The 26,066-nt window shown below is 75.7% G+C and carries 25 protein-coding genes; 19 read left to right on the top strand and 6 right to left on the bottom strand.

Features of this window, described 5'->3' with window-relative positions; genetic code table 11:
* Positions 1–14 precede the first annotated feature (14 nt).
* The 15 genes from HOP40_RS32615 (at position 15) to HOP40_RS32545 (ending at position 14,637) form a co-directional block, all read left to right on the top strand.
* Entirely contained in the window at positions 15–863 is an 849-nt protein-coding gene (locus HOP40_RS32615) for a fumarylacetoacetate hydrolase family protein (protein WP_172166834.1), read from the top strand.
* Positions 863–1,753, top strand: coding sequence for a VOC family protein (locus HOP40_RS32610; RefSeq protein ID WP_172166832.1), 891 nt, complete (start codon positions 863–865; stop codon positions 1,751–1,753). The genes HOP40_RS32615 and HOP40_RS32610 overlap by 1 nt, the downstream gene beginning before the upstream one ends.
* A gap of 1 nt (position 1,754) precedes the next feature.
* Positions 1,755–2,618: an SMP-30/gluconolactonase/LRE family protein gene (locus HOP40_RS32605; protein ID WP_172166830.1), complete on the top strand. Its 864-nt coding sequence runs from the start codon at positions 1,755–1,757 to the stop codon at positions 2,616–2,618.
* A 5-nt stretch (positions 2,619–2,623) separates the two neighbouring features.
* Complete coding sequence (locus HOP40_RS32600; RefSeq protein WP_172166828.1) at positions 2,624–4,213, top strand: bifunctional 3-(3-hydroxy-phenyl)propionate/3-hydroxycinnamic acid hydroxylase; 1,590 nt, start codon at positions 2,624–2,626, stop codon at positions 4,211–4,213.
* Positions 4,210–5,199 carry a fumarylacetoacetate hydrolase family protein gene (locus HOP40_RS32595; RefSeq protein ID WP_172166826.1) on the top strand — a complete coding sequence of 330 codons (990 nt, stop codon included), beginning with the start codon at positions 4,210–4,212 and terminating at the stop codon, positions 5,197–5,199. Before HOP40_RS32600 ends, HOP40_RS32595 begins: the two co-directional genes overlap by 4 nt.
* Positions 5,196–6,773, top strand: coding sequence for a class I adenylate-forming enzyme family protein (locus HOP40_RS32590; RefSeq protein WP_205347003.1), 1,578 nt, complete (start codon positions 5,196–5,198; stop codon positions 6,771–6,773). Before HOP40_RS32595 ends, HOP40_RS32590 begins: the two co-directional genes overlap by 4 nt.
* Before the next feature lie 226 nt (positions 6,774–6,999).
* Positions 7,000–8,568 carry an AMP-binding protein gene (locus tag HOP40_RS32585; protein WP_172166824.1) on the top strand — a complete coding sequence of 523 codons (1,569 nt, stop codon included), beginning with the start codon at positions 7,000–7,002 and terminating at the stop codon, positions 8,566–8,568.
* A 53-nt stretch (positions 8,569–8,621) separates the two neighbouring features.
* Positions 8,622–9,590 carry an NADPH:quinone oxidoreductase family protein gene (locus HOP40_RS32580; RefSeq protein ID WP_172166822.1) on the top strand — a complete coding sequence of 323 codons (969 nt, stop codon included), beginning with the start codon at positions 8,622–8,624 and terminating at the stop codon, positions 9,588–9,590.
* 33 nt (positions 9,591–9,623) lie between these two features.
* The gene (locus HOP40_RS32575; RefSeq protein ID WP_172166819.1) at positions 9,624–10,652 is read left to right on the top strand and encodes an LLM class flavin-dependent oxidoreductase; all 1,029 of its coding nucleotides are present in this window, start codon (positions 9,624–9,626) and stop codon (positions 10,650–10,652) included.
* Positions 10,649–11,833 carry a thiolase family protein gene (locus HOP40_RS32570; RefSeq protein ID WP_172166817.1) on the top strand — a complete coding sequence of 395 codons (1,185 nt, stop codon included), beginning with the start codon at positions 10,649–10,651 and terminating at the stop codon, positions 11,831–11,833. The genes HOP40_RS32575 and HOP40_RS32570 overlap by 4 nt, the downstream gene beginning before the upstream one ends.
* Positions 11,830–12,594: an enoyl-CoA hydratase/isomerase family protein gene (locus HOP40_RS32565; protein ID WP_172166815.1), complete on the top strand. Its 765-nt coding sequence runs from the start codon at positions 11,830–11,832 to the stop codon at positions 12,592–12,594. Before HOP40_RS32570 ends, HOP40_RS32565 begins: the two co-directional genes overlap by 4 nt.
* 27 nt (positions 12,595–12,621) lie before the next feature.
* Positions 12,622–12,987 (top strand): hypothetical protein, encoded by a 366-nt coding sequence (locus HOP40_RS32560; RefSeq protein WP_172166812.1) that lies wholly within the window; start codon positions 12,622–12,624, stop codon positions 12,985–12,987.
* 77 nt (positions 12,988–13,064) lie between these two features.
* Complete coding sequence (locus HOP40_RS32555; RefSeq protein ID WP_172166810.1) at positions 13,065–13,493, top strand: ester cyclase; 429 nt, start codon at positions 13,065–13,067, stop codon at positions 13,491–13,493.
* Positions 13,490–14,176: a TetR/AcrR family transcriptional regulator gene (locus HOP40_RS32550; protein ID WP_172166808.1), complete on the top strand. Its 687-nt coding sequence runs from the start codon at positions 13,490–13,492 to the stop codon at positions 14,174–14,176. The genes HOP40_RS32555 and HOP40_RS32550 overlap by 4 nt, the downstream gene beginning before the upstream one ends.
* On the top strand, positions 14,173–14,637 hold the full coding sequence (locus tag HOP40_RS32545) for a DUF1772 domain-containing protein (RefSeq protein WP_172166806.1): 465 nt from the start codon (positions 14,173–14,175) through the stop codon (positions 14,635–14,637). Before HOP40_RS32550 ends, HOP40_RS32545 begins: the two co-directional genes overlap by 4 nt.
* Positions 14,638–14,655: 18 nt before the next feature.
* Here the strand turns inward: HOP40_RS32545 and HOP40_RS32540 are convergent, their stop codons facing one another.
* Complete coding sequence (locus HOP40_RS32540) at positions 14,656–16,353, bottom strand: thiamine pyrophosphate-binding protein (RefSeq protein WP_172166803.1); 1,698 nt, start codon at positions 16,351–16,353, stop codon at positions 14,656–14,658.
* 71 nt (positions 16,354–16,424) lie between these two features.
* Positions 16,425–17,186, bottom strand: coding sequence for an IclR family transcriptional regulator (locus HOP40_RS32535; protein ID WP_172166801.1), 762 nt, complete (start codon positions 17,184–17,186; stop codon positions 16,425–16,427).
* 117 nt (positions 17,187–17,303) lie between these two features.
* On the opposite strand from HOP40_RS32535, the gene HOP40_RS32530 reads away from it, so the two are divergent.
* Genes HOP40_RS32530 through HOP40_RS32520 form a run of 3 tightly spaced genes read left to right on the top strand, consistent with a single transcriptional unit; the run spans position 17,304 to position 20,343 of the window.
* Positions 17,304–18,293 carry a PDR/VanB family oxidoreductase gene (locus HOP40_RS32530; protein WP_240157398.1) on the top strand — a complete coding sequence of 330 codons (990 nt, stop codon included), beginning with the start codon at positions 17,304–17,306 and terminating at the stop codon, positions 18,291–18,293.
* 28 nt (positions 18,294–18,321) lie between these two features.
* The gene (locus HOP40_RS32525; RefSeq protein WP_172166796.1) at positions 18,322–19,524 is read left to right on the top strand and encodes a cytochrome P450; all 1,203 of its coding nucleotides are present in this window, start codon (positions 18,322–18,324) and stop codon (positions 19,522–19,524) included.
* Positions 19,525–19,533: 9 nt separating this feature from the next.
* Complete coding sequence (locus HOP40_RS32520; protein WP_172166793.1) at positions 19,534–20,343, top strand: IclR family transcriptional regulator; 810 nt, start codon at positions 19,534–19,536, stop codon at positions 20,341–20,343.
* Here the strand turns inward: HOP40_RS32520 and HOP40_RS32515 are convergent.
* Both HOP40_RS32515 and HOP40_RS32510 read right to left on the bottom strand, forming a co-directional pair.
* Positions 20,303–21,187, bottom strand: coding sequence for an intradiol ring-cleavage dioxygenase (locus HOP40_RS32515; protein ID WP_205347002.1), 885 nt, complete (start codon positions 21,185–21,187; stop codon positions 20,303–20,305). The genes HOP40_RS32520 and HOP40_RS32515 overlap by 41 nt on opposite strands.
* 37 nt (positions 21,188–21,224) lie before the next feature.
* Positions 21,225–22,433, bottom strand: a complete 1,209-nt coding sequence (locus HOP40_RS32510; RefSeq protein ID WP_172166789.1) for an FAD-dependent monooxygenase — start codon at positions 22,431–22,433, stop codon at positions 21,225–21,227.
* 131 nt (positions 22,434–22,564) lie between these two features.
* On the opposite strand from HOP40_RS32510, the gene HOP40_RS32505 reads away from it, so the two are divergent.
* A complete protein-coding gene (locus tag HOP40_RS32505) occupies positions 22,565–23,911 on the top strand; it encodes an MFS transporter (RefSeq protein ID WP_240157397.1) in 1,347 nt (448 codons plus the stop codon).
* Here the strand turns inward: HOP40_RS32505 and HOP40_RS32500 are convergent.
* Both HOP40_RS32500 and HOP40_RS32495 read right to left on the bottom strand, forming a co-directional pair.
* Positions 23,895–24,818 carry a hydroxymethylglutaryl-CoA lyase gene (locus tag HOP40_RS32500; RefSeq protein WP_172166786.1) on the bottom strand — a complete coding sequence of 308 codons (924 nt, stop codon included), beginning with the start codon at positions 24,816–24,818 and terminating at the stop codon, positions 23,895–23,897. The two genes, HOP40_RS32505 and HOP40_RS32500, sit on opposite strands and share 17 nt — an antisense overlap.
* An 11-nt stretch (positions 24,819–24,829) precedes the next feature.
* Complete coding sequence (locus HOP40_RS32495) at positions 24,830–26,053, bottom strand: CaiB/BaiF CoA transferase family protein (RefSeq protein ID WP_240157396.1); 1,224 nt, start codon at positions 26,051–26,053, stop codon at positions 24,830–24,832.
* Between the last annotated feature and the right edge of the window lie 13 nt (positions 26,054–26,066).

The raw sequence follows: 26,066 nt of genomic DNA, 5'->3' as shown, positions 1-26,066 counted from the left end.
AACGGAGGACGACCGTGCGACTAGCCACGATCAGGACGGGTTCCGGACCGCGGGCCGCCCGCGTCGACGGGGACGAGCTGGTGCTCCTGACCTTCGCCGACGTCGGCGCGCTGATCGCCTCGGGGGAGGACTGGGCGGAGCGCGCGGCCGCCGGCACGGGACCCCGGGTGCCGCTCGCGGACGCGGACTTCGCGCCGCTCACGCCCGCGCCCGAGAAGGTGTTCTGCGTGGGCCTCAACTACGCGTCCCACGCGGCGGAGGCGGACCTGCCGCTGCCGCAGCACCCGACGCTGTTCGCCAAGTTCGGCCGCAGCCTGATCGGCGCGAACGACGACCTCGCCATCCCGACCGCCTCGGACAAGGTCGACTGGGAGATCGAGCTGGGCGTGGTGATCGGCAGGGCGGCCCGGCACGTGCGCGAGGAGGACGCGCTGGACCACGTGGCCGGCTACACCATCGTCAACGACGTCTCGATGCGCGACTGGCAGCTGCGGACCTCGCAGTTCCTGGCCGGCAAGACCTTCGAGGCGTCCACGCCCGTCGGGCCGTTCCTCGTGACGCCCGACGAGGTCGACCACGCGCGGTCGCTGCGGATGGAGCTCTCGGTCGACGGCCGGGTCAGGCAGTCCTCCGCCACCGACGACCTCGTCTTCTCGGTCCCGCAGATCATCTCCTACATCAGCACGATCATCACCCTCGCGCCGGGCGACCTGATCGCCACCGGCACTCCCGCCGGCGTCGGGCACGTCGCCGACCCGCCCACCTACCTCACCCCGGGGAGCACCATGTCCTGCACCATCGACGGCCTCGGGACGCAGAGCACCCGCTGCGTCGCCGCCCTCGACACCGTCGCGGCCGTCTGATGCGCGCGCCCGTCATCAGCGAGATCGGCCACGTCTCGGTCCGGGTCCGCGATCTCGCGGCCGCCGAGGAGTTCGCCACCGGCATGCTCGGCCTGCACGCGAGCGAGCGCGCCGACGGCCAGACCTGGTTCACCCTCGACGGCGCCCACCACAGCCTCCACTACATCGCGGCGGACGAGGACGCGCTCGACCACCTCGGGCTCGTGACACCGGACGCGGAGTCCCTCGCGGAGGCCCGGGAGCGCGTCGGGTCCGCGGCGGGGCTGCAGGTGCTGGACGACCGGCCGCGGGGCACGGGCATCGAGGACGGCTTCGCCTTCGTCGACGAGTTCGGGTTCGTGTTCGAGGTCTACAGCCGCATGGCGCAGGTGCCGCCGCCCGCGCCGACCGCGGCGGTGCTGCGGCCCGCCCGGCTGGGGCACGTCAACTTCTTCGTGCCCGAGCCGCGCCGGATGGAGCAGGTGCTCGTCGAGCTGTTCGACTTCCGGGTGTCGGACCGCATCGAGGAGGGCGTGTTCCTGCGCTGCAACGTCGACCACCACGGCATCGGCGTGTTCCCCGGCCCGGGGAAGATCCACCACGTCGCCTGGGAGTACCCGACGATCGTCGAGGTCGCGGCGATCGCCGACCTCGTCGACGCGCGCGGCGGGTCGGTGCTCTGGGGTCCGCTGCGCCACGGCATGGGCCGCAACATCGCGACCTACGTGCAGGAGCCCAGCGGGCTCGTGCAGGAGTTCTACTGCGACATGGAGCGGATCTACGACGACGCCGCGCACACCCCCGGCGAGTGGTCCTTCGAGGGCCACAAGTGGGTGAGCCTGTGGGGCCCGCACCTCACCCCGGAGGGCTTCACCGAGCTCGGGCTCCCGCCCGCCGCCTGGAAGTCCTGAGATGGCCACGGGCACGGCGCGCTCGCGGCTGCTCGCCGACGACCTCGTGTGGGCCGAGTCGCCGCTCTGGCGCGACGGCGAGGTGTGGGTGTCGGACACCCAGGGGTCGCGGCTGGTCGTCCTGGGCGCGGACGGGCGCTCCGACCACCCCCTGGACGGCCCGGTGAACGGGACCGGGTTCCTGCCGTCCGGCGAGCTCGTCGGCGCGCGGATGACCGGGGCGCGCCTCGACCGCTTCGACGGCCGGGGCTGGTCGCTGCACGCCGACCTGGCCGACCTCGTCGAGGGCACCCTCGGCGACCTCCTCGTGCTGCCCGACGGCACGGTGCTCGTCGACGAGGTCCGCGGGCGCGACCGGCCCGGGCGGCTCCTGCGGGTCGCGCCGGACGGCCCGGACCCGTCGGTCGCGGTGGCCGCCGAGGACCTCGTGTTCCCCAACGGGATGGTGACCGTGGACGGGGGCGCGACCCTCGTCGTGGCGGAGACCTTCGCCGGGCGGCTCACCGCGTTCGCGATCGGGCCGGCGGGGGAGCTCACGGACCGCCGGACCTGGTTCGACCTGTGCGCCGAGCTGGGGGAGCAGTACCTGCCGGACGGCGTCTGCGCCGGCCGTGACGGCTCGGTGTGGGTGGCGACCACGACCGGCAGCGCCTTCGTCCGGGTGGCCGACGGCGTGCTCGTCGACCGGATCGACGTCGACGGGTTCGCGATCGCCTGCTGCCCCGGCGGCGACGACGAGCTCGTGCTCACCACCGCCACCAGCCTCGACCCGCAGCTGTCGGTGTTCGAGGCCGCGCACCAGCAGCGGACGCGCGCCCGCGTGACCGCCGTGCACCGCCCGACCGACGACCAGGACCAGAGGTGAGGACCATGAGCGACGGCACCGACACGCAGACCGGCACGCGCACCGACACCCACGCGGACACCCGCACCGACACCCGTACCGACACCCGCGTCGACATCGCCGTCATCGGCTGCGGGACCACCGGCCTGGCCCTCGCCCGGCTGCTCGAGCTCGAGGGGCTGACGGTGGCCGTGGTCGACCGGGCGCGGATGCCGATGGCGCGGCCCCGCGCCACCCACCTCGACGACGAGACGATGCGCGCCTTCCAGACCCTGGGGCTGCAGGACCTCGCGGAGTCCTTCTCCCTCGTCGGGACCTACCGCTACTACGACGCCAAGTGGCGCACGATCATGGCGATGGACATGAACCGCGGGCTGACCGAGCAGGGCTGGCAGTCGGACTACATGTTCCACCAGCCGGACTTCGAGGCGGTCCTGCGCGGCCACGCGCAGACCTACGCCGGCGCGACCACCTTCTTCGGCTGGGAGGTCACCGGGATCGAGGACACCGGCGACGAGGTCGTGCTGACCACCCGCGAGCTCGCCACCGACCGGCCGTCGCGGATCACCGCGTCCTTCGTGGTCGGCGCCGACGGGGCGAACTCGTTCGTCCGGGAGCGGATGGGCTGCACGCAGACCGACCACCACGCGACGCACCGGTCGCTGATCGTCGACATCGTCCCGCTGGTGGCGGAGGAGCGGGTGCCGGGGCGGGACTCGTGGATCCAGGGCGCCATCCGCAACCCGCTGACCGTGATCCCGATCGCGGCCCCCCGGGTGCGGTTCGAGCTGATGCTGCGCCCGGACGACGACTCCGCCGAGTTCGAGCGCAGCGAGAAGGCCTACGAGGTGATCGCCCCCTGGTACGCGCCGCACGAGTACCGGGTGCTGCGCTGCGACGTCTACGAGTGGCGCTCGCTGACCGCCGACCGCTGGCGGGCGGGACGGCTCCTGCTCGCCGGGGACTCCGCGCACACGATGCCGCCGCACCTGGGGCAGGGCATGTGCTCGGGCATCCGCGACGCCACGAACCTCGCCTGGAAGCTCGGGCGCGTGGTGCGCGGGGACTCGCCGGCCTCGCTGCTGGACACCTACCAGAGCGAGCGGCGCCCGCACGTCCTGGTCTTCACCACCCTCGCCGCCGAGCTGGCCAACGGGGTCGAGGCGCTGGAGGCCCCCGACGAGGAGCCCGAGGTGTTCCAGGCGCCGGTGCTGCGGCCGGTGCTCGGACCCGGCGTCCGCGACGAGGCGGAGGGGGCCGCCGGCACGCTCAGCGCGCAGCCCCGGACGCCCGCGGGAGAGCTGCTCGACGACGTCGTGGGCTACCGGTTCGCCCTCGTCGCCACGCCGGACGCCCTCGCCGCGACGAGCCCCGCGACGTCACAGCTGCTGGCGGCGCTGGACGTCCGGACGGTCGAGGCCGCGCCGGGCGCGGTCGCCGACTGGCTCACCGGGCTCGGTGCCGCGGCCGCCCTCGTGCGGCCGGACCGCTACCTGTTCGGCGCGGCCGAGGACCCCGCCGACCTCGACGCCCTCGTCGCGCGGCTCGCGGCGGCGCTCGCGCCGGCCCCGGTCGACGCGCCGGCGCCGGTCGGCGTGGCGGGTGCGGGCGGATGAGGCTCGTCACCTACGCGCTGGAGGGGCCGGACGGGACGGTCCTGCGGGCCGGGGTGCTGCGGGGCGGGTCCGTCGTCGACATCGACGGGGCGCTCGCCGCCGCGGGCCTGCCGGCCCGCGGCGGCGGGGAGCCCGGGGGTTCCTCGCAGCTGATCAGGATCATCGCCGGCGGCGAGCAGGCGCTGGACGAGGTGCGGGAGTCCTGCGACGCCGCCGCGTCCGCGGGGCGGGAGGCGCCGGTCGTGCACTCCGCCGACGCGGTCCGGCTCGTCGCGCCGCTGCCGCGCCCCAACAGCCTGCGGGACTACCTCGTCGTCGAGGAGCACGTGCGGGGGTGCGTGGCCGCCGGCGTGCTCGCGGCCGTGCCCGACGAGTGGTACCGCATCCCGGCCCACTACAAGGGCAACGTCGACGAGATCTACGGCCCGGACGACACCGTGCCGTGGCCCGCGTACACCGACCGGCTGGACTACGAGCTGGAGGTCTGCGCCGTCATCGGCGCCCGCGGCCGCCGGATCCGGGCGTCGGAGGCCGACCGGCACGTCGTCGGCTACACGCTCTACAACGACTGGAGCGCCCGCGACATCCAGAGCCGGGAGATGAGCATCGGCATCGGCCCGGGGATCGCCAAGGACTTCGGCAGCTCCATCGGGCCCTGCATCGCCACCCCCGACGAGTTCGACCCGCGGACCTCGCGCCTGCAGGCCCGGGTGGACGGCGAGGTGTGGTCGACGGGCACGCTCGGCACGATGCAGTTCTCCTTCGAGGAGATCGTCGAGTGGACCAGCCAGGAGCAGACGCTGCAGCCCGGCGACCTGCTGGGCAGCGGCACGGTCGGGAAGGGCTGCGGCGTCGAGATCGGCCGCTGGATCGGCCAGGGGAGCGTGGTCGAGCTGGAGGCCGACGGCATCGGGGTGCTGCGCAACCGGGTGGGCCGCAAGGGGGAGGGCCCGACGCGGGTGGTCGACGTGGACCGGACCCGGTGAACGGCGACGTGCTCGTCGGCTGGAGCACGCTGTCGGACCGGTGGGCGTCGGCGGTCGCCGCGGCGGGCGACCGCACCTTCCTCGAGCACGCGCCCACCGGCGGGGAGGTGGCCGCGTGGACCTACCGCGAGTTCGACGCGGTGGTCGACCGGGTCCGCCGGGTCCTGGCGGCGCGCGGGCTGCGGTCCGGCGACCGCGTCCACGTGGTCCTGCCGAACGGGCCTGCCTTCGTGGCGCTCCTGCTGGCCGCGGCCCGCAGCGGGTGGGTCGTCGCGCCGTGCGATCCGCGCAGCACCGCGGGCGAGCTGGCACGGCAGGCCGCGCGGGTGCGCCCGGCGCTCGCCGTGTGCGGACCCGCGCAGGCCGGCGCCTACCGGGAGTCGGGTGCGGCCGGCCCCGTCGTCGTGGTGGATCCCGCCGACCCGGCGCTCGCCGGGGCGGGCGCGCCGGGCGGTCCCGCCGCGCCGTCGACGGTGGAGCCGCTGACCACCCTGTCCCTGATGTTCACCTCGGGCACCACCTCCGAACCGAAGATCGCCGAGGTCACCCAGGCGAACTACGCCTTCGCCGGCGACGTCATGGCGGCCGCGGCGGGGCTGCGGCCCGGGTCGCGCTCCCTCGTCGTCCTCCCGCTGTTCCACGCGAACGCGCAGTACTACTCGATCGCGGCGTCGATCTCCGTCGGCGCGACCGTGGTGCTCGTCGACGGGTTCTCGGCGTCCCGCTTCCTGGAGCAGGCGGAGCGGCTGGGCGCCACGCACGCCTCGCTGTTCGCGGCCCCGGTGCGGATGATCCTCGCGCGGGGCGGGAGCACACCGCTGTCCCGGCCGCTGGAGAACGTGTGGTTCGCGCAGAACCTCACCGACGACGAGTACGAGCGGTTCGCCGCGCTCGTGGGCTGCCGTCCGCGGCAGATCTACGGGATGACCGAGACCGCGCCGGCGGTGCTGGTGAGCAGGCGGCTGAACCGCGTGCCGACCTCGCTCGGCACGACGACCCCCGGCTGCCACGTGCGGCTGCGCGACCCGGGGAGCGGGGGCGCCGTCGCGCCCGGAGCGACCGGCGCGATCCAGGTCGGCGGCCTCCCCGGGCTCTCGCTGTTCGCGGGGTACCGCGATGACCCCGTCGCGACGGCCGCTGCCTTCGCCGAACGGGGCGACGACGGCGTCACCTGGCTGGACACCGGCGACCTCGCGCGGCTCGACGGGGCGGGCGAGGTCGAGTTCGTCGGGCGCGCCGGGGACATGCTCAAGGTCGCCGGGGAGAACGTCTCGGTCCTCGAGGTGGAGGCGGTGCTGGTCGACCACCGCCACGTCGTGGACGCCGCCGTCGTCGGTGCGCCCGACCCGGTGCGCGACGAGGTGCCGATCGCCTTCGTGGTCCCCGCCGCGGGCGCGCCGCCCGCGCTCGTCGCGGATCTCCTGGCCTGGTGCGAGGAGCGGCTGTCGGGGCCACGACGGCCCCGCGAGATCCACCTGGTCGAGCGGCTGCCGCGCACCGCCGTCGGCAAGATCCAGCGGTTCCGCCTGGCCGGGCAGCGGGAGCGGGGGGAGGGCCGGGCGTCGGGACGGTGAGCCCGGGGCGGCGCCCGGCCGGCCGTCCCGGCAATGTTGACTAACCAGTTAATCTGTGTCACGGTGACGGCGCTCCACCAGCAGCCGGGTCGCCGGTGTCCGTCGCTCTCCCGCCGGCCCCGCCCCCGTCCTCACCGCGGAGGTCCGCCATGCGCACCCACTCCCACGTCCGCCGACCGGCCGCACGCCCGGCCGCCCGCTGCGCCGCCCGCCGGGGCGTGCGGCGATGACGGCTCCGGCGGTCGCCGCGGGTCCGACCTACGCGGACCTCATCGTCGAGGCCCTCCAGCGCACCCCGGGGAGCGAGGCGTTCGTCCACGGCGACCGGCGGATGTCCTACGCGGAGGCGGCCGACCTCACCGGCCGGATGGTCCGCGTCCTGGCCGACGCGGGGGTCGGGCGGGGTGGCGCGGTGGCGACCCTGAGCGTCAACGCGCCCGAGGCGTACCTCCTGCAGCTGGCCGCGTACCTGCTCGGGGCGAGCTACAGCGGGCTGCACCCGCTGGGCTCGCCCGAGGACCACGTCCGGCTGTGCGACGAGGCCGGGATCACCGTGCTCCTCGTCCACCCGCGGTTCTCCGAGACCGGCGCGGTGATCGCGCAGCGGGCGACGGGCGTGCGCACGCTGCTGAGCATCGGGCCCTCCGAGCTCGCTCCCGACATCGGCGCCCTGTGCGCGGCGCAGCCGGGCGGACGGCTGCAGCGCGACCCGCGGATCACCCACGAGGACCTGGCGTGGCTGCAGTACACGGGCGGCACGACCGGCCGCCCGAAGGGGGTGATGGTCTCCCAGCGCGCGATGGTGCAGCAGGCCCAGACCGTCATCGCCTCCTTCGGGGTGCACGCGCACGCCCGCTACCTGGCCGCGGCGCCGATCACGCACGCCGCGTCGATGCCGGTGCTCCCGACCCTCCTCCTCGGCGGCACCGTCGTCCTGCACGACTCCTTCGACCCCCGCGCCTTCCTGCGCACGCTGGAGACCGAGCGGATCACCTACACGTTCGGCGTGCCCACGATGATGTACGCGCTGCTCGAGGCCATGCGGACGGAGGCGTTCGACGTCTCCTCGCTGAAGGCGTTCGCCTACGGGGCCGCGCCGATGGCGCCGGCCCGCATCGAGGAGGCGCAGGAGCGCTTCGGTCGCGTCCTGGTGCAGGGCTACGCCCAGACCGAGTGCGCCGGGATCACCACCCTGCGCCCGGACGAGCACGAGCCGGACCTGCTCACCTCCTGCGGCCGCCCCGTGGTCGGGGTCCGCGTGGCGGTCCTCGACGAGGACGGCGCCGAGGTGCCCGACGGCGAGGTCGGCGAGATCTGCGTCCGGTCGCCCCTGGTGATGAGCGGCTACCTGGAGCAGCCCGAGGAGACGGCGCGGGCCCTGCGCGGCGACTGGCTGCACACCGACGACCTCGGCCGCCGTGACGACCGCGGCTTCCTGCACATCGTCGACCGTGCGAAGGACATGATCATCTCCGGCGGCTTCAACGTCTACCCCCGCGAGGTCGAGGACATCCTGACCGCGCACCCGGCGGTGGCCTCCGCGGCCGTGATCGGGGCCCCCGACGACAGGTGGGGCGAGGCCGTCCACGCCTTCGTGGTCGCGCGCGGCGGGGAGGACGCACCGCCGCGGCTGCGCGAGGAGCTGACCGCGGCGGTCCGTGCCCGCAAGGGCGCGCACTACGCGCCCAAGTCGGTCGAGATCGTGTCGGCGCTGCCCACCACGGCGGTCGGGAAGATCGACAAGAAGCTCCTGCGCGCCGGGCTCTGGGCGGGCCGGGACCGGGCGATCGGCTAGCGGTGCCGCGTGACCGGACCGGGTCCGGGGCGGGCGACGACGAGGAGGCGACCGTGCGTGCGGTCCAGGTGGTGAGCTTCGACGGCCCGGCCGCGGTGGTCGTGCGCGAGGTGGCGGCGGCCGAGCCCGGTCCGGGCGAGGTCGTGGTCGAGGTCCGCGCGGCGGGTGTGGCGTACCCGGACCTGCTGCACACCCGCGGCCTCTACCAGGAGAGGTTCGAGCCGCCGTTCACGCTCGGGGGCGAGTGCGCCGGGATCGTGGCGAGCGCACCGGACCGGTCCCGGTTCGCGCCGGGCGACCGGGTGGTGGCGATGGTGCGGCACGGCGCGTTCGCCGGGTGCGTCGCGGTGCCGGAGTTCCTCGTGCAGCCGCTGCCCGACGAGGTGTCCTTCGTCCAGGGTGCCTGCCTGCCGGTCAACTACCTGACCGCGCACCACGCGCTGTGCGGGCGCGGCGCACTGGCCGCGGGCGAGACCGTCCTCGTCCACGGGGCCGCGGGCGGGATCGGGACGGCCACCGTCCAGCTCGCCCGCGCCCTCGGCGCGCGCGTCGTCGCCGTCACCTCCAGCGAGGAGAAGGCGGCACTGGCCCGGCGGGTCGGGGCGCACGACGTCGTCGGCGCCGCCTCCTTCCGCGAGGACGTGCGCGCGCTGACCGGGGGCGAGGGCGTGGACGTCGTCGTCGACCCGGTGGGCGGCGACCGGTTCACCGACTCCCTGCGGTGCCTGCGGTCGCCCGGCGGTCGCGTGCTGGTGGTCGGCTTCGTCGGGGGCTCGATCCCCACGGTGAAGGTCAACCGGCTGCTGCTGACCAACACCGACGTCCGCGGCGTGGGCTGGGGCGGTCCGGCGTTCGGCGTGCCGGGCTTCGTCACCGGGCAGTGGGACGCCCTGCTGCCGCACCTGCGCGCCGGGGCGCTCGATCCGCCGGTCGCCGAGGTGCTCCCCGTGGACCGGGTCGCGGACGCCCTCGCCGCCCTCGACGACCGGCGCGCGCTCGGCAAGCTCGTCCTCCACTTCTGACCCCCTCCGTTCGAGTACTGATTGGGACTGTCGATGCAGCTCGGTGCGTTCGTCGCCTACTGGCCCTGGTTCACCTACGACGAGCAGGTGGCGCTCGCGCGCCAGGCGGACCGGCTCGGCTACGACTCGGTCTGGGTGGCCGAGGGGTACGGCCAGGAGGCCGTCGCCATCCTCGGCGCGCTGTCCGCGGTCACCGAGCGGATCCGGCTGGGCAGCGGGATCCTGCAGATCCCCGCGCGCCAGCCGGCGGCGGCCGCCACGGCGGCCGCGACGCTGGACCGGATCTCCGGCGGGCGCCTGCTGCTGGGTCTCGGGCTGTCCGGGCCGCAGGTGTCGGAGGGCTGGTACGGGGTGCCGTTCACCTCGCCGCTGCGCCGGACGCGGGAGTACATCGAGATCATCCGCGCGGCCTGCAGCGGCGAGCGCCTCTCCTACGCCGGGCAGGAGTGGACGATCCCGACGCAGGACGGCCTCGGGCTGGGCAAGCCCCTGAAGATGCTCGGCGGCGGTCCGGTCCAGGACCGGATCCCGATCTACCTCGGGGTGACCGGGCCGAAGACCGTGGAGCAGTGCGGCGAGATCGCGGACGGCTGGTTCCCGTTCCTGCTCAGCCCCGAGCACGCGGAGATGGTGACCGCACCGCTGTTGCGGGGCCTCGAGCGGGCGGGCAGGGACCGGTCCGCGATGACGATCGCCGCGGCGGTCCCGGTGGCGGTCGACGCCGACGTGCGCGTCGCCCGGGACCTCGTCCGGCCCCTGCTGGCCTTCTACCTCGGCGGCATGGGGTCGAAGGAGCGGAACTTCTACGCCGAGCTGGCCGTCCGCTACGGCCACGGGGCCAGCGCCCGGGAGTGCCAGGACCGCTTCCTCGCCGGTGACCGGCGCGGGGCCGGCGCCGCGCTGACGGACGACCTGATCGACCTCGTCGCGATCGCGGCGACGCCGGCCACGCTGGAGAAGAAGGTGGCCCGCTTCGCCGACGCGGGCGTCGACACCCTCGTCGTGGTCCCGTTCGGCGACCGTCCCGCCGTGCTCGACACCCTGGCGCAGGTGATGGCATGAGGGACGTCGTGGTCGCCGGCGTCGGGATGACCGAGTTCGGCAGGTTCGTCGACCGCACGTTCCCCTCGCTGGTCGGGGAGGCGACCGGGGCGGCGTTCCGGGACGCCGGCGCCGAGGCCGGGGACGTCGAGGTCGTCCTCTACAGCAACAGCGGGGCGGGCCTGGTCCAGGGGCAGGAGTCCGTCCGCGGCCAGCACGCCGTGCGGGGCAGCGGGCTCGAGGGCGTGCCGCTGATCAACGTCGAGAACGCCTGCGCCTCCGGGTCGACGGCGGTGAACCAGGCGTGGCTCGCGGTCGCCTCGGGCCAGGTGGACGTCGCGGTGGCCGTCGGGGCGGAGAAGCTCAACCACACCGACCGGACCCGCGCGTTCGCCGCCATGCTGTCGGCGCTCGACCAGGACCGCCTCGAGGAGATCCGCGCCGAGCTCGGCAGCGCGGGCTCGGGCTCGGTCTTCATGGACATCTACGCCCGGTACGCGCAGTGGTACCGCGACCGCACGGACGCCACGCCGGAGGACTTCGCCCGGATCGCGGTGAAGAACCACGCCCACGGCGCCCTCAACCCGAAGGCGCAGTACGGCGGCGCCCTGACCGTCGACGAGGTCCTGGCCGCCCGCCGGATCAGCGGCGACCTGACCCTGCTGATGTGCGCACCGATGTCCGACGGCGCCGCCGCGGCGGTCCTCACGACGCCGGAGAGGGCGCAGCGGTGGGGCGCGGAGCCGGTCCGCCTGCTGGCCACCGTGATCGGTGCCGGCCGGGCGGGGGTCTACGGGGAGCTCGTGCCGCGCACGGCGGAGCGCGCCTACGCGATGGCGGGTCTCGGCCCCGGGGACGTCGACGTCGTCGAGTGCCACGACGCCGCCTCCCCGGCCGAGCTGATCGTCACCGAGGAGCTCGGCCTGTGCCCGCCGGGCGGTGCGACCGGGCTGCTGCGGGACGGGGCGACGACCCTGGGCGGCCGCATCCCGATCAACCCCAGCGGCGGGCTCGGCAGCAAGGGGCACCCCGTCGGCGCGACCGGGCTCGGGCAGCTCGTGGAGCTGGCCGACCAGCTGAGGGGGCGGTGCGGCGCACGGCAGGTCGACGGGGCCCGGATCGGCCTCGCGGAGAACGCGGGCGGCTACGTCGGCCCCGACGCCGCGGCGGCGACCGTGACGATCCTGGGGACGGCCCGATGAGCGCCGCGGCGACCGTCCGCGTCGAGCACGACGGCGCCGTGGCGCGGATCGTGCTGGACCGGCCGGACCGGCACAACGCCCAGACCCCCGGGATGTGGCGGGAGCTGCGCGAGGCGACCGACGCCCTCGTCGCCGACCCCGCCGTCCGGGTCGCCGTCCTCACCGGGGACGGACCGTCGTTCAGCTCCGGGCTCGACCTGGACGAGCGACGGCCGGGCGGCCTGCTGCACCGGATCGCCACGACCGACCCGGGCGAGGGCCTGGCCGTCACCGAGCAGGCGCAGGCGGACTTCCGGTGGCTCTCGCGCGCCCCCTTCCCGGTCGTGGCGGCGGTGCACGGCGCCGCCCTCGGGGCGGGGCTCCAGCTCGCGCTGTCCTGCGACGTCCGCATCGTGGCCGAGGACGCCGTCCTCGCCGTCGCCGAGCTCGGACTCGGGGCGGTTCCCGACCTCGGCGCCACGACGGACCTGCCGCGGCTGGTCGGGCTCGAACGGGCGCTGGACCTGATCCTCACCGCCCGGCGGTTCAGCGGGACGGAGGCGGTCGAGCTGGGCCTGGCCCTGCGGGCGGTGCCCGCTGCCGACCTGGAGGCCGAGGCGCTCGCCTACGCCGAGCGCCTCGCCGCCGCGCCGCGACTGGCGCTCGCCCGCGCGAAGGAGGCGACGCGCGAGCCCGACCCCGCCCGCAGCCTCCGGCTGGCGGCGACCGCGCAGGTCGAGTGCGTGCGCGCGATGCTCAGCAGCCCGACCACCCGGCCCTGACCTGCACGACGAGTCCCGAGGAGAGACATGATCAACGGAGTGACGGCCGAGCAGGGGGAGCGGGCCACCGGTGTCGTCGCCGCGGTCACCACGGTGGCCGGGGCCGGGCTGCTGCTGGCGCCCGACCGCATCGGCCCGCTGATCGGGGTGTCCGCGACGGGTCCCGCCCGCGCCCTGGGCGTCGTCGACCTCGCGCTGGTGCCCGCCCTGCTCGGCGGACGGCCGCGCTGGGCGTGGCTGGCCGTCCGGGCCGCCACGAACCTGGCGATGGCCGCGTACGTGCTGCGCGGCACCACGCTGCCCGGGCGGGCCCGCGGGTTCGCCGTGGCGATGTGCCTGGCCAGCACGGGGGACACCGTCGCGGTGCTGGCCATGCGCCGGGCCGGGGTGTGACCTGCGCCACCTCTCCTCGCTCTCGTCTGGTTACGGCGTACACACTGGTTACACAGTAACCAACCGAGAGGCGCGCCATGACCAGTCAGAACCTCCCCGCCACCGTCGCCCACGCGTTCGCCGACCTGATGAACGGCCACGACCCGGACGCCGTCGACGGGTTCGTCGCCGAGGACTACGTCAACCACAACGCCTGGACCGACGACGGCCGCGAGGCCAACCGGGCCCTGTGGACCGGCTGGTTCGCGGCGTTCCCCGACACCGAGGTGACCCTCGAGGACGTCCTCGTCGACGGCGACCGGGTCGCGGGCCGCTTCACCTACCGCGCGACCTTCCAGGGCCCGTTCATGGGCCTGCCGCCCACCGGGCGCCCGGTCGTCATGCACTCCATCGACATCTGGCGCGTCGTCGACGGGATGGCCGTCGAGCACTGGGACCAGCTCGACACCGACCGGTTCCTCGCCCAGCTCACCGGCGAGGACGGCGGCCGGGGCCCGGGCGCGTGACCTCCGACGGGCCGGACCGGGCCGCGGCCACGCCGGCGCAGCGGCGCCGGGACCGGGAACGCGCCGCCGCCCGCGACACGATCCTGGCCGCGGCGCACGACGTGGCCCGCCGGGACGGGTGGCAGGCGGTGACCATGCGCAGGCTCGCCGACGAGATCGACTACTCGGCGAACTTCGCCTACCGCTACTTCACCGGCCGCGACGACATCCTCCTCGCCCTCGTCCGCGACGGGTTCCGCCGCCTGCACGACGCCATGGCCGCGGCGGCCGCCGCACCCGGCGACGGGACCGCGCACGGCGACACCGCCGCGGTCCCGGCGATCCGGCGCGCGGCGCACGCCTACCTCGACTTCGCCCTGACCGAGGCCGAGCTCTACCAGCTCATGTACGGCCTCGACGGCGTCCGCGTCCCGGCCGCCGACGCCTGGGACGACGGGCAGGCCGTCGGCGACCTCCTCGGCGCACTGCTCACCGCGGCCGGCGACACCGAGCCCGGGCCGCGGGTGCTGCGGCTGTGGGCGACCGCCCACGGGCTCGTCGCGCTGCGCGCCGTGGGCCGCGTCGTCGCCGACGGCGACGGCCTGCACGCCCTGCTCGACGACGCGCTGACCGACGGCCTCGCCCGCCTCCGGTCCGACGACGCGCCGCCCCCACCCCCCACGCGAGGAACACCACCGCCATGACCACGTTCGCGCTCGTCGCCGCACTCGTCGGCGTCCTCAGCACCGCCGTCATCTACGGCACCGACCTGTTCTGCGCGCTGGTCGTGCGGCCCGCCGCCGCCGGCGCGGCCGACTCCTCGGTGGCCGACCTGCTCGGCCGGATCCACGAGTTCGGCGACCGCCGGCTCCCGGTGCCCGGCGTGCTGTCCATCGTCGCCGCCGCGGCCGCCACCGCCACCGCGGGCACCGGCCCGGCGCGCCTCGCCGGTGCCGCGGCCCTCGTCGCCCTGATCGCCTGGCTCGTGATCTACCTGCGCATCAGCGCGCCGATCAACAAGCGGCTCCGCGCCGCGGCCGCCACCCGCACGGTGCCCGCCGACACCGCCGAGCTCCAGCGGCGCTGGGACGGCGTGATCACGCCCCGCGCCGTCCTCCAGACCGTCGCACTGGCCGGCCTCCTCGCGGTCGTCGTCCTGCTGTGAGGTCGGCCGTCGGCCGGTCTAGTCCTCGTCGCTGAACGAGTGCGCCAGCACCCAGGACGGGAAGCTGCTGATCTTGGCGTCGACGACGAGCGGTGTGGTCCGCGGCCCGTCGAGCCACGACCGGACCGGGCCGAGGTCCTCCTCCGCGCGCACCGTGACCCCGGTGCACCCGAAACCGCGGGCGATCGCGGCGATGTCGGTGTCCGGGAACACCACGGTGTCCAGGGGGAACCCGGGGAAGTGGTGGACCTCGGCGCCGTACGCCGCGTCGTCGTACACGACGACGACGAGCGGGAGGCCGAGGCGGACGGCGGTGTCGAGCTCCGCCAGGCACATCATGAACCCGCCGTCGCCGATCCCGGCCACGGTGAGCCGGTCGGGCGTCGCCACCGCCGCCCCGATCGCCGCGGCCAGGGCCATGCCGATGGACTGGAACGCCAGCGGCAGGCAGTAGCCGCGGTGGTCGGGCACCTCGAGGAACATCGCGGGGTAGCCGTTGAAGTTGCCGCCGTCGGGCACGACGACGCGCTCGGCGGGCAGCATCCGGTCCAGGGCGATGGTCAGGGTGCGCGGGTCGATCCGGCTGCCGTCGGAGGTGTCGTCGAACGGCTCGTCCTGCCACCGCCTGCCCGACGCGAGGCGCTCGGCGACCTCGTCCGTCCGGTACCCCGGACCGACGCGGCCCCGGCTCGTCAGCTCGACGGCCACCGCGGCGGCGGTCGTGGCGCTGTCGCCCTGCACGCCCAGGTCGGCGGGGCGGTGGCGGCCGATGGCGTCGAGGTCGAGGTCGACCTGCGCCACCCGGGCGCCGGGCCCGATCAGCTGCCCGGCCCGCGTCGTCCACGGGTTGAGCGCCGCGCCGAACGCGACCACCACGTCCGCGTCGGCGACGAGCGCGGCCGCGGTCGGGGTGGCGAAGCCGCCCATCACGTCGAGGTCCCACGGGTCGCCGGCGAACAGGCCCCGCGCGACCGCGGAGGTGGTGAGCAGGGCGCCGGCCGCCCCGGCGAGCCCCTCGATCTCCGCGCGGGCGTGCAGCGCGCCGCGGCCGGCGACCAGCACCGGCCGGCGCGCGTCCGCCAGCAGGTCGGCCAGGCGCCGCACGCCCTCCGCGGAGGCGGTCGGCACGAGGCGCTCGGGGACCGCCGGCACGTCCCCGGGCGACCACCCCAGCTCCTGCTGCTGCACGTCGAGGGCGAGGTGCAGCACGACCGTGCGGCGCTCGAGCAGCGCCCGGCAGTACGCCCGCGCGGCGTCGGCCACCGCCGTCGCCGCGCCGTGGACCCGCTCCGAGTGCGCGCCGACCGCGCGCACGGCGGCCTCCTGCTCGATCCAGAAGTTCGACCCGGACTGCGTGGGCGAGGTGTCCCCGGTGACCACCAGCAGCGGGGTGCGGCTCTTGGCCGCCTCGGTGATGCCGGTGAGGGCGTTGGTGAGGCCGCAGCCCTGGTGCAGGCTCGCGACGGTGACCTCGCCGGTGGCCCGCGCGTAGGCGTCCGCCATCACCGCGGCCCCGTGCTCGTGCCGCGCCGCGACGAACTCCGCGCCCGCGGCGACCAGGGCGTTGGTGACGTGGAAGTTGCCGCTGCCCACGACCCCGAAGGCCCGGCGCACACCGAGGTGCGCCAGGGTCCGCCCGACCGCCTCGGCGACCGTCGTGGTGCGGCGGTCGTGGACGGCGGCGGCGTGCGGTGCGGTGGCTGACGGGGTGACCATGGGTCGCATCGTCGGCGGCGGGTCCGGGGCGCGGAACCCGGTCGACCGTTGAGCGGACGACCGCCGCGCTCCTAGCGGGGCGAGCGGGTCGTGGCCAGGGACCGGCCGACCCCGCGGGCGGCGGCGAGGAGCGCGGGCACGTAGGTCGGCGCGCGCCCGTCGTTCGGGACGATCACCGACAGCGCGGCCACCACCGCGTTGAGGGCGTCGCGCACCGGGACGGCGACGCCCGCCGCGTCCTCGTGCACGTGGCCCTCGACCAGGGCGTAGCCCAGGCGCCGGGTGTCGGCGAGCGCCGCGCGCAGCGCCCGCGGGTCGGTGATCGTGGTCGCGGAGTAGCGGGGGAGGGGGCCGTCGAGGATGCGCTCCTGCAGCTCGGGCGGGCCGTGGGCGAGGAGCACGTGCCCCGACGAGGAGATGTGCAGCGGCAGCCGGCCGGCGATCCGGGAGTAGTTGAGCACCGCGTGGCGCGCGGTGAGGCGTTCGACGAACAGCACGTCGTCGCCGTCGAGCACGCCGAGCTGCGCGTGGTGCCCGACGACGGCGTGGACGTCCTCGAGATAGGGCAGGGCGGCCTCGCGCAACGACCGCGTCGGCGAGGCCCGGACGGCGAGCTCCCACAGCCGCACACCGGTGCGGACCTGCCGGTCGGGGCCGCGCTCGAGCAGCCCGTGCGCGGTGAGCTCGGCGATCAGGCGGGAGGCGGTCGCGGTGTGCAGGCCCGCGCTGCGGGCGATCTCCGAGACGGTCAGCGACGGGGTGTCCGGGGTGAACGCGGCGAGGATCCGGATGGCGCGCGCGAGGGACGACTCACCGGTCGCGGTCCGTGGCACGTCGCCATCATGGCCGCCCTGAGCAGCGACGACCAGCGACCTCTCTCATCCATTGAGAAGACGCTTCGCCCTCGGCGCGACCTGCCGGAGCGTTCCCCGGGACGACGAGGAGGTCGGGTGCACACACTCACGAGCACGGACGGGCCGGCGACGGGCGGGGCCGCCGCCGACGCCGCCACGCTGCGCGTCACGGCCAGGACGGTCGTCGCCGACGGGGTGGTCGCGCTGGAACTGGCGTCGCCGTCCGGGCTCCGCCTGCCGGACTGGACGCCCGGTGCCCACATCGACCTGGTCCTGCCCGACGGGACGACCCGCCAGTACTCGCTGTGCGGGGACCGCTGGGACCCGCACGCCTACCGGATCGGGGTGCTGCGCGAGGAGGCCGGCCGGGGCGGGTCCGCGTACGTCCACGACGTGCTGCGGGTCGGCGACCTCGTCGGGGTGGGCGGGCCGCGGAACCGCTTCGCGCTCGTCCCCGCCGACCGGTACCTGTTCGTGGCGGGCGGCATCGGCATCACGCCCCTGCTGCCGATGGTCCGGCAGGCGGACCTGCTCGGCGCGGACTGGCGGCTGCTCTACGGCGGGCGGCGCCGGGCGTCGATGGCGTTCGTCGACGAGCTGTCCCGCTACGGCGACCGGGTCGAGGTCGTTCCCCGGGACGAGGCCGGCCATCCCGACCTGCACCGCTTCCTCGACACCCCGGCGCCCGGGACGGCGGTGTACGCCTGCGGCCCCGCCCCGCTCCTGGACGCGGTGCAGGCCGCCTGCTCCTCCTGGCCCCCGCACGCCCTGCGCACGGAGCGGTTCGTCGCCGCCGAGCCCGCGGCGCCGGTGCGCCGGGCCCCGTTCGACGTCGAGCTCGCGCGGTCCGGCGTCGTCCTGACCGTCCCGCCGCACCGGACCGTGCTCGAGGCGCTCGACGACGTGGGCGTGGAGGTCCTCTCGTCGTGCCGCCAGGGCGTCTGCGGCACGTGCGAGGTCACCGTCCTCGCCGGCGAGCCCGACCACCGCGACGCCCTGCTCGACGACGACGAGCGCCGGGCGGGCGGGTGCATGTTCGTCTGCGTGTCCCGCGCCCGCAGCGACCGGCTCGTCCTCGACCTCTGACCCCGCGCCACCCACCGGAGGCCCACCCGTGATCACCGCACACACCGCACCTCCCGTCGACCCCACCGACCCCTTCGGCCACGACGTGCTCGAGGACCCGCTGCCCCTGCACGCCGCGCTCCGCGACGCCGGGCCGCTCGTCCACCTGACGGAGTACGACGTGTACGCCCTCGCCCGCTACCGGGAGGTGCACGCCGCGCTCGTCGACTGGCAGGCGTTCCAGTCCGGTGCGGGCGTGGGGCTGTCGAACTTCCGCCACGAGGAGCCGTGGCGGCCGGCCAGCCTGCTGCTGGAGAACGACCCGCCGCGCCACGACGCCCCGCGGCGCGTGCTGCGCGCGGTCCTCGGGCCGGGTGCGCTGCGCCGCCTGCGGGACGCCTGGTTCGCCGACGCGCGGGAGCTGGTCGACCGGGTGCTGGCCGACGGCGACGAGTTCGACGCGGTGGCCCGGCTGGCCGAGGCGTTCCCCCTGCGGGTCTTCCCGGACGCCGTCGGGATCCCGCGGGAGGGCCGCGAGCAGCTCCTCCCGCTCGGCGACCACAACTTCAACGCGTTCGGGCCGCCCAACGACCTGGTCCGCAAGGGCGAGCCGCGGCTGCCGGAGCTGTCGGCCTGGGTGGCCTCGCGCTGCCGGCGCGACACCCTGTCCGGCGACGGCATCGGCGCCCGGATCTGGGCCGCCGCGGACCGCGGCGACATCACCGCGGAACAGGCACCGCTGGTCGTCCGCTCCCTGCTCCTGGCCGGCGTGGACACCACCGTGCACGGCCTGTCCGCGACCCTCTACGCCCTCGCGACGCACCCCGACCAGTGGCGGCGGCTGCGCGAGCAACCGCACCTGGCGCGGGCCGCGTTCGACGAGGCGGTGCGCTGGGAGTCGCCGGTGCAGACCTTCTTCCGCACGACGACCACCGACGTCCGGGTCGGCGACCACGTCGTGCCGGACGGGCGGAAGGTCCTGCTGTTCCTCGGCGCGGCCAACCGCGACCCCCGGCGCTGGGAGGACCCCGACTCCTTCGACCTGTCCCGCGACCCCTCCGGCCACGTCGGCTTCGGCATGGGCATCCACCAGTGCGTCGGCCAGCACATCGCCCGCCTGGAGGCGGAGGCCCTGCTCACCGCGCTGGCCGGGCGGGTGCGGAGCATCGAGCTCGCCGCGCCGACCGTCCGGCACCACAACAACACCCTGCGCGCCTGGGGCAGCATCCCCGTCCGCGTCCGGCTCGGGTGAGGGGCGGACGTGCCACCCACCAGTGAGCTGGGCCGCAGCGTCAGCTCGCGGCTCCTCGAGGTGCTCTTCGCCTTCGGGCCGGGGCACACCCGCACCACCCTGGCCGGGCTCGCCCGCCGGACCGGACTGCCCCAGGCGACCGTGCGCCGGCTCGCGCTGGAGCTCGTGGCCGCCGGGGCGCTGGACCGGGGACCCGACGGGGTGCTGACCGTGGGGACCCGGCTGTGGCAGCTGGGCGCCCTCGCGCCGCTGACCGAGCCGCTGCGCACGGTCGCCCTGCCGTTCATGGACGACCTCTACACCGCGCTGCAGCAGCACGTGCAGCTCGCGGTGCTGGAGGGGCACGAGGCGGTGGTCGTCGAGCGGCGGTCCGCCCCGAGCGCCGTCACCCTCGTGTCCCAGGTGGGCGGCGGGCTGCCGCTGCACTGCTCGGCGGTGGGCAAGGTGCTGCTCGCCCACGGCGGCCCGGCGCTGTTCGACGTGCTGGGGGAACGCGGCTTCGAGCGCTTCACCCCGCGGACGATCGTCGACCCGGTCCGGCTGCGCGGCGACCTGTCGGACTGCCGCCGGACCGGGACGGCGGTCGTGCACGGCGAGCTGACGACCGGCGCGGACTCCGTCGCGACCCGGATCATGGACGCCGACGACCGGGTGGTGGCCGCGCTGTCGGGCGTGGTGCGGACCGGATCGGTCCCGCTGGCCGCGGTCGTGCCGTCGCTCGTCGCGAGCGGGCTGGGCATCTCGCGCCGGCTGGGGTGGGTCCCGGCCGGCTCCGGGGTCAGGCCGCGGGCGGCGGTGCGTCGCCGCGCAGCAGTGTGACGTCGAAGCGCACCGCGCGGAACGGGTTCGGGAGTCCGGCCGCCGCGGCCCGCTCCGCGTCGTCGACCAGGGGGAACTCCCGCACCAGGCTCTCCTTCACCCCGAACACCGCATCGGAGTCGAGGTAGGGGCTGTCGTCGACGAACAGGTGCGTGGTCACCGGCCGGTACCCGGGCGCGCTCACGATGACGTGGACGTGGGCCGGGCGGTACGGGTGCCGCCCGGTGGCGGCGAGCAGCTCGCCGACCGGGCCGTCGGCGGGGATCGGGTAGTACCGCGGCACGATCGTGCGGAACCGGAACGCGCCGTCGGAGTCGGCGGTGAACAGGCCGCGCAGGTTGCGCTCGGGCTGGACGCCGGGCTGCTGCACGTCGTAGAAGCCCTCGTCGTCGGCCTGCCACACGTCCACCAGCGCGCCCGCCAGCGGCTCGCCGTCCGGACCGGTGACCCGTCCCGTGACCAGGCAGGGCTCGCCCTTCCCGTCCAGGGCGATGTCGGCCCCCAGCGGGCGCGGCGGGCTCTCGACCATGTGGAACGGCCCGAGGACCGTCGACTCCGTCGACGCGCCGCCGGTGCGGTGGTTGACCGTCTCGACCAGCATCGACACCCCGAGCACGTCGGAGAGCAGCACGAACTCCTGGCGCACGTCGTCGGACATCTGCCCGGTCCGGGTGAGGAAGTCGATCGCCGCGCCCCACTCGTCGTCGGTGAGCCCGACCTCCTTGACGAACGCGTGCAGGTGCCCCACCAGCGCCGACAGGACCTCCCTCAGGCGCGGGTCCGGGGTGCCGGCGAAGCTCGCCGCCACCACCTCCGCCGACCGCTCCTCGCTGAACAGCTCCACACGCGTCTCCTCGTCGTCGGGGTGGGGGTCGTGCTCGTCAGACGGCGGCCGGGTCGGCCTCGGCGTCGTGGGCGTAGATCCAGCCGTTGGCGACGAGCGGGTCGGCCCCGGCCAGCGCCGCGTCCCGCGCCTCCTGCTCGGGCCCGTCGGGCAGGTGGTTCACGTGCGCCCGCGCGTGGCTGACCTCCTGCAGGCGCGTGGTGCGCGCGATGCGCTGCCGCTCGTAGCGCCGCAGCGCCGCGGCCGGGTCGCCCGGGTCGTCGGCGAGGCAGCGGGCCAGGACCGCGGCGTCCTCGATCGACTGGGCGGCGCCCTGGGCGAAGAAGGGGAACATCGGGTGCGCGGCGTCGCCGAGCAGCGTGACCGGGCCGCGCGACCACCGGGTCAGCGGCGCGCGGTCGAGCAGCGCCCACCGGCCGGGCCGGCCGGCGTGGCGGACCAGGTCCTGCAGGCGGGGGTCCCAGCCGGCGAACTCGGCGAGGAACTCCTCGACGTCGGCGGTGGCGCTCCACGACTCGACCGTGTAGTCGCCCGCCGGCGCGAAGGCGACGAGGTTGACGGCCCGCCTGCCGGAGACGGGGTAGTGCACGAGGTGGTGCCCGGGGCCGATCCACAGGGTCTGCGCGGGGCGCCGGGCGAAGTCCGGGGCCCGCTCGGCCGGCACGGTGGCCCGGAAGGCGCAGATCCCCGAGTAGGTCGCGGGGGTCTGCTGCTCCGTGCCGAGCACCGCGGCCCGGACGGCCGAGTGCACCCCGTCCGCGCCGATCACGACGTCGGCCCCGACCACGGAGCCGTCGGCGAACCGGAGCTCCGCGCCGTCGCCCCGCACCGACACCGACGTGCAGCGCCTGCCCAGGCGCAGCGCGCCCGGCGGCACGGCGGCCGCGACCGCCGCGACGAGATCGGCCCGGTGCACCGCGTAGGTGCGCTCGCCGTAGAGCCGCTCGCACGCCTCCGCGAGGTTCTCCGCGGACAGCACCCGGCCGTCGGCCCAGCGGCGGAACTCCCACCCCACGTCCAGCGGGACCGCCCGCCCCCGCAACCGGTCCATCGCGCCGATGCGGCGCAGCAGCCGGACCGCGTTCGGGGCCAGCACGAGGCCGGCGCCCACCTCCGTGATCGCCGGCGCCTGCTCGTGGACCGTGCACGACAGCCCGGCCCGGTCCAGGAAGGCGGCGGTGGCGAGACCGCCGATCCCGCCGCCGACGACGGCGATGCGGGGCGTGCCTGAGGGAGAGGGGGCCATGCCGTCCGATGGTCGTCGTCGGGCCGGGAGTGCGGAAGCCGCCCGTCCGTTCAATGACGATCCGGGTTCCGCTCGCCCGGTGCGGCGCCGACCCTCCCCTCACGTCCCCCTCGAACCCCGTGAGGTCATCGATGTCGCTCGCCTCCAGTGCGTCGGCCCTGCCGCGCCGCAGCCCGACGTTCGTCGTGCTGATCTGCTTCGTCAGCATCGTCTTCGACGGGTACGACCTCGTCGTCTTCGGCACCACGATCCCGTCGATCCTCGCCCACGAGCCGTGGGCGGTCTCGCCGGCGCAGGCGGGCGCGATCGGCAGCTACGCCCTGCTCGGGATGCTCATCGGCACCCTGGCGGTCGGCGCGCTCACCGACATCCTCGGCCGCCGGAGGATCATGCTGGTCTCCATCGCGTGGTTCTCCGTGGCGATGGGGCTCTCGGCGCTGGCCCCGAGCCCGGAGGTGCTGGGGCTGGTCCGGTTCGTCGCCGGGCTGGGCCTGGGCGGCGTGGTGCCGACGGCGATCGCGCTCACGGTGGAGTACTCGCCGAAGGACCGCCGCCAGCTCAACAACGCGCTGATGTACAGCGGCTTCTTCATCGGCGGCATCCTCACCGCCCTGCTCGGGATCCTGCTCCTGCCCCACGTCGACTTCCGCGTGATGTACGCGGTCGGGGCCCTCCCGCTGGTCCTCGTGCTGCCGGTGGCCTGGCGGTACCTGCCCGAGTCGGTGGCGTTCCTGGCGTCGCGAGGGCGGCACGAGGAGGCGCGCGCGCTCGCCGTGCAGTACGGGCTGGAGCTCGACGACATCGTCCCGGCGGGCGACGCCGGCACCGACACCGCCACCGACACCACCGCCGCCGGCACCGCCCCGACCGACCGGCTCGCCGGGATCCGGACGCTGTTCCAGCGCCGGTACCTGGCGGCCACCCTGCTCTTCGCGGGAGCCAGCTTCTGCGGGCTGCTGCTGGTCTACGGCCTGAACACCTGGCTCCCGAACATCATGCGGACGGCCGGGTACGCGCTGGGCAGCTCGCTGCTGTTCCTGCTGGCGCTCAACACCGGCGGGATCGTCGGGACCATCGCGGCGTCCCGGCTCGCGGACCGGATCGGGATCAAGCCGGTCGCCATCGGGGCGTTCCTCGTCGCCGCGCTGAGCGTCCTGCTGCTCAGCGTCGACGTCGGCCTCGCGCTCCTCGTCCTGCTCGTCGCGGTCGCGGGGTTCGGCACCGGGGCGCAGATCCTCGTCAACGGCTTCGTCGCGGTGCACTACCCGGCGACCAGCCGCGCCACGGCGCTCGGGTGGTCGCTGGGGATCGGCCGGATCGGTGCCGTCCTCGGCCCGATCCTCGGCGGCCTGGTCGCCGGGAGCGGCGCGGGCTACCAGTGGAACTTCTACCTCTTCGCGGTCTTCGGGCTGGTCGGTGCGGGGCTGCTGGTCGCCGTCCCCGCCACGCGCAGGGCCGTGGTCACCCCGCGGGCGTGATCGGCCGGGCCGCGCCGCCGGCGCGGTGGAGGTTGCTCGGGAGCCCGTGGCCGACGGCCCGCTCGACGACCGCGGCGGCGGCCAGCACGCGGTCGAGGTCGAGGCCGGTGCGCACGCCGGAGCCCTCGAGCATGTGGACGACCTCCTCGGTGGCGATGTTCCCGCTCGCTCCCGGCGCGAACGGGCAGCCACCCAGGCCGCCGACGGCGGCGTCGATGCTGGTGACGCCCACCTGTACAGCGGCCAGGACGCAGGCGAGCCCGGCACCGCGGCTGTTGTGCAGGTGCACCCCGACGTCGACGCCGGGGCACGCGTCGCGCACGGCGTCGACGAGCTCGACGACCCGGCCCGGCACGGTGGAGCCGATGGTGTCGCCCAGGCACAGCTGGTCCGCGCCGAGGTCGACGGCACGCCTGGCCACGTCGACGGTGCGGGCGACCGGGGTCGGTCCGTCGAAGGGGCAGTCCCAGGCGACGGCGATGATCGCCTCGCACCGGCCGCCGGCGTCGTGGGCGAGGGCGGCGATGTCGCGGGTGGCGGCGACGGCCTCGTCGCTGGTGCGGCGGGCGTTGGCGCGGCTGTGGCCGTCGGAGGCGGAGACGACGTACTCCAGGTGCGGCAGGCCCGCGGCCACGGCGCGCCGGGCCCCGCCGAACCCGGCGACGAGCGCGGAGAACGCCACGCCGGGCCAGCGGCCCAGCTCGGCGACGACCTGCTCGGCGTCGGCGAGCGCGGGGACGGCGGTGGGGGAGACGAACGAGGTGACCTCGACGCGGCGCACCCCGGTGGCGACGACGGCGTCGAGGATCTCCAGCTTGGTCGCGGTCGGCAGCGGGGCCTCGAGCTGCAGGCCGTCGCGCAGCCCGACCTCGCGCAGGTCGACGGCGGGCGGGAGGTGCAGTGGCACGGGTGCTCCTGTCAGGTGACGTTCTCGGCGGCGAGGGCGTCGAGCTGCGCGGCGTCCAGGCCGAGCAGCTCGGTGAGCACCTCGGCGGTGTGGGTGCCGGGTCGGGGCGGGCCGGCCCAGCGCACGGAGCCGGGGGTGCGGGAGAGCTTCGGGACGACGCCGGGCCCGAGGACGTCGCGGCCGATGGCCTCGTCGCGGTGGGGCACGAGCATGTCGCGGGCCCGGAACTGCGGGTCGGTGACGACGTCGGCGACGGTGTTGACCGGCCCGACGACCACGCCGGCCGACTCCAGCAGGGCGGTGAGGGCGTCGGCGTCGTGGCCGGCGGCCCAGTCGGCGACGATCGCGTCGATGTCGTCCTGGTGGCGGCCGCGGGCGGTGTGGGTGGCGAAGCGGGGATCCTCCGCGAGCCCGGGTCGGCCCATGGCGGTGCACAGGCGCCCGAAGACGGTGTCCTGGTTGGCGGCGATGATCAGCCAGCGGTCGTCGGCGCAACGGTAGAGGTTGGACGGGGCGAGGCCGTCGAGGCGGGTGCCGCCGGGTCCGCGCACCAGCCCGGTCGCGGAGTAGTCCGGGATGGTCGACTCCAGCAGGGCCAGGCAGGACTCGGCCAGGGAGACGTCGACGACCTGCCCGCGGCCGTCGGACCCGGGGCGGTCGCGCGACCACAGGGCGGTGAGCACGCCCTGCACGGCGAACATCCCGGCGAGGGAGTCCCCGATCGACAGCGCGGCGCGCGGTGGCGGGCCGCCGGGGAAGCCGTTGAGGTGGCGCATGCCGCTGACGGCCTCCGCGACCGAGGCGTAGCCGGGGCGGCTGCTGTGCGGGCCGGTCTGGCCGTAGCCCGACACGCGGGCGAGGACGAGGCGGGGGTTGCGCTCGGCGAGCACGTCGGGCCCCAGCCCCCACTTCTCCAGGGTGCCCGGCCGGAAGCTCTCGACGACGACGTCGGCGTGCTCGACGAGGTCGAGGAACACCTCGCGGCCGCGGGGCCGGCGCAGGTCGAGGGTGATGCAGCGCTTGCCGCGGGCGTGCACGGTCCAGAAGAAGTGGTGGCCGTCGAGCTCGGCCTGGCCCCAGTCCCGCAGCGGGTCGGGCCGGTCCGGCGCCTCCACCTTCACGACGTCGGCGCCGTGGTCGGCGAGCAGCCGCCCGCAGAACGGGCCGGCGATGAGCGTCCCGAGCTCGAGGACGCGGACGCCGTGCAGGGCCGGGGTGTTCTCGTCGTCGTGCACCCCCCGACCGTAG

Source organism: Pseudonocardia broussonetiae (assembly GCF_013155125.1).
GTDB lineage: Bacteria > Actinomycetota > Actinomycetes > Mycobacteriales > Pseudonocardiaceae > Pseudonocardia > Pseudonocardia broussonetiae.
Note: the sequence above shows the minus strand (reverse complement) of the source record. Positions and strands in the feature narration are given on the sequence as shown.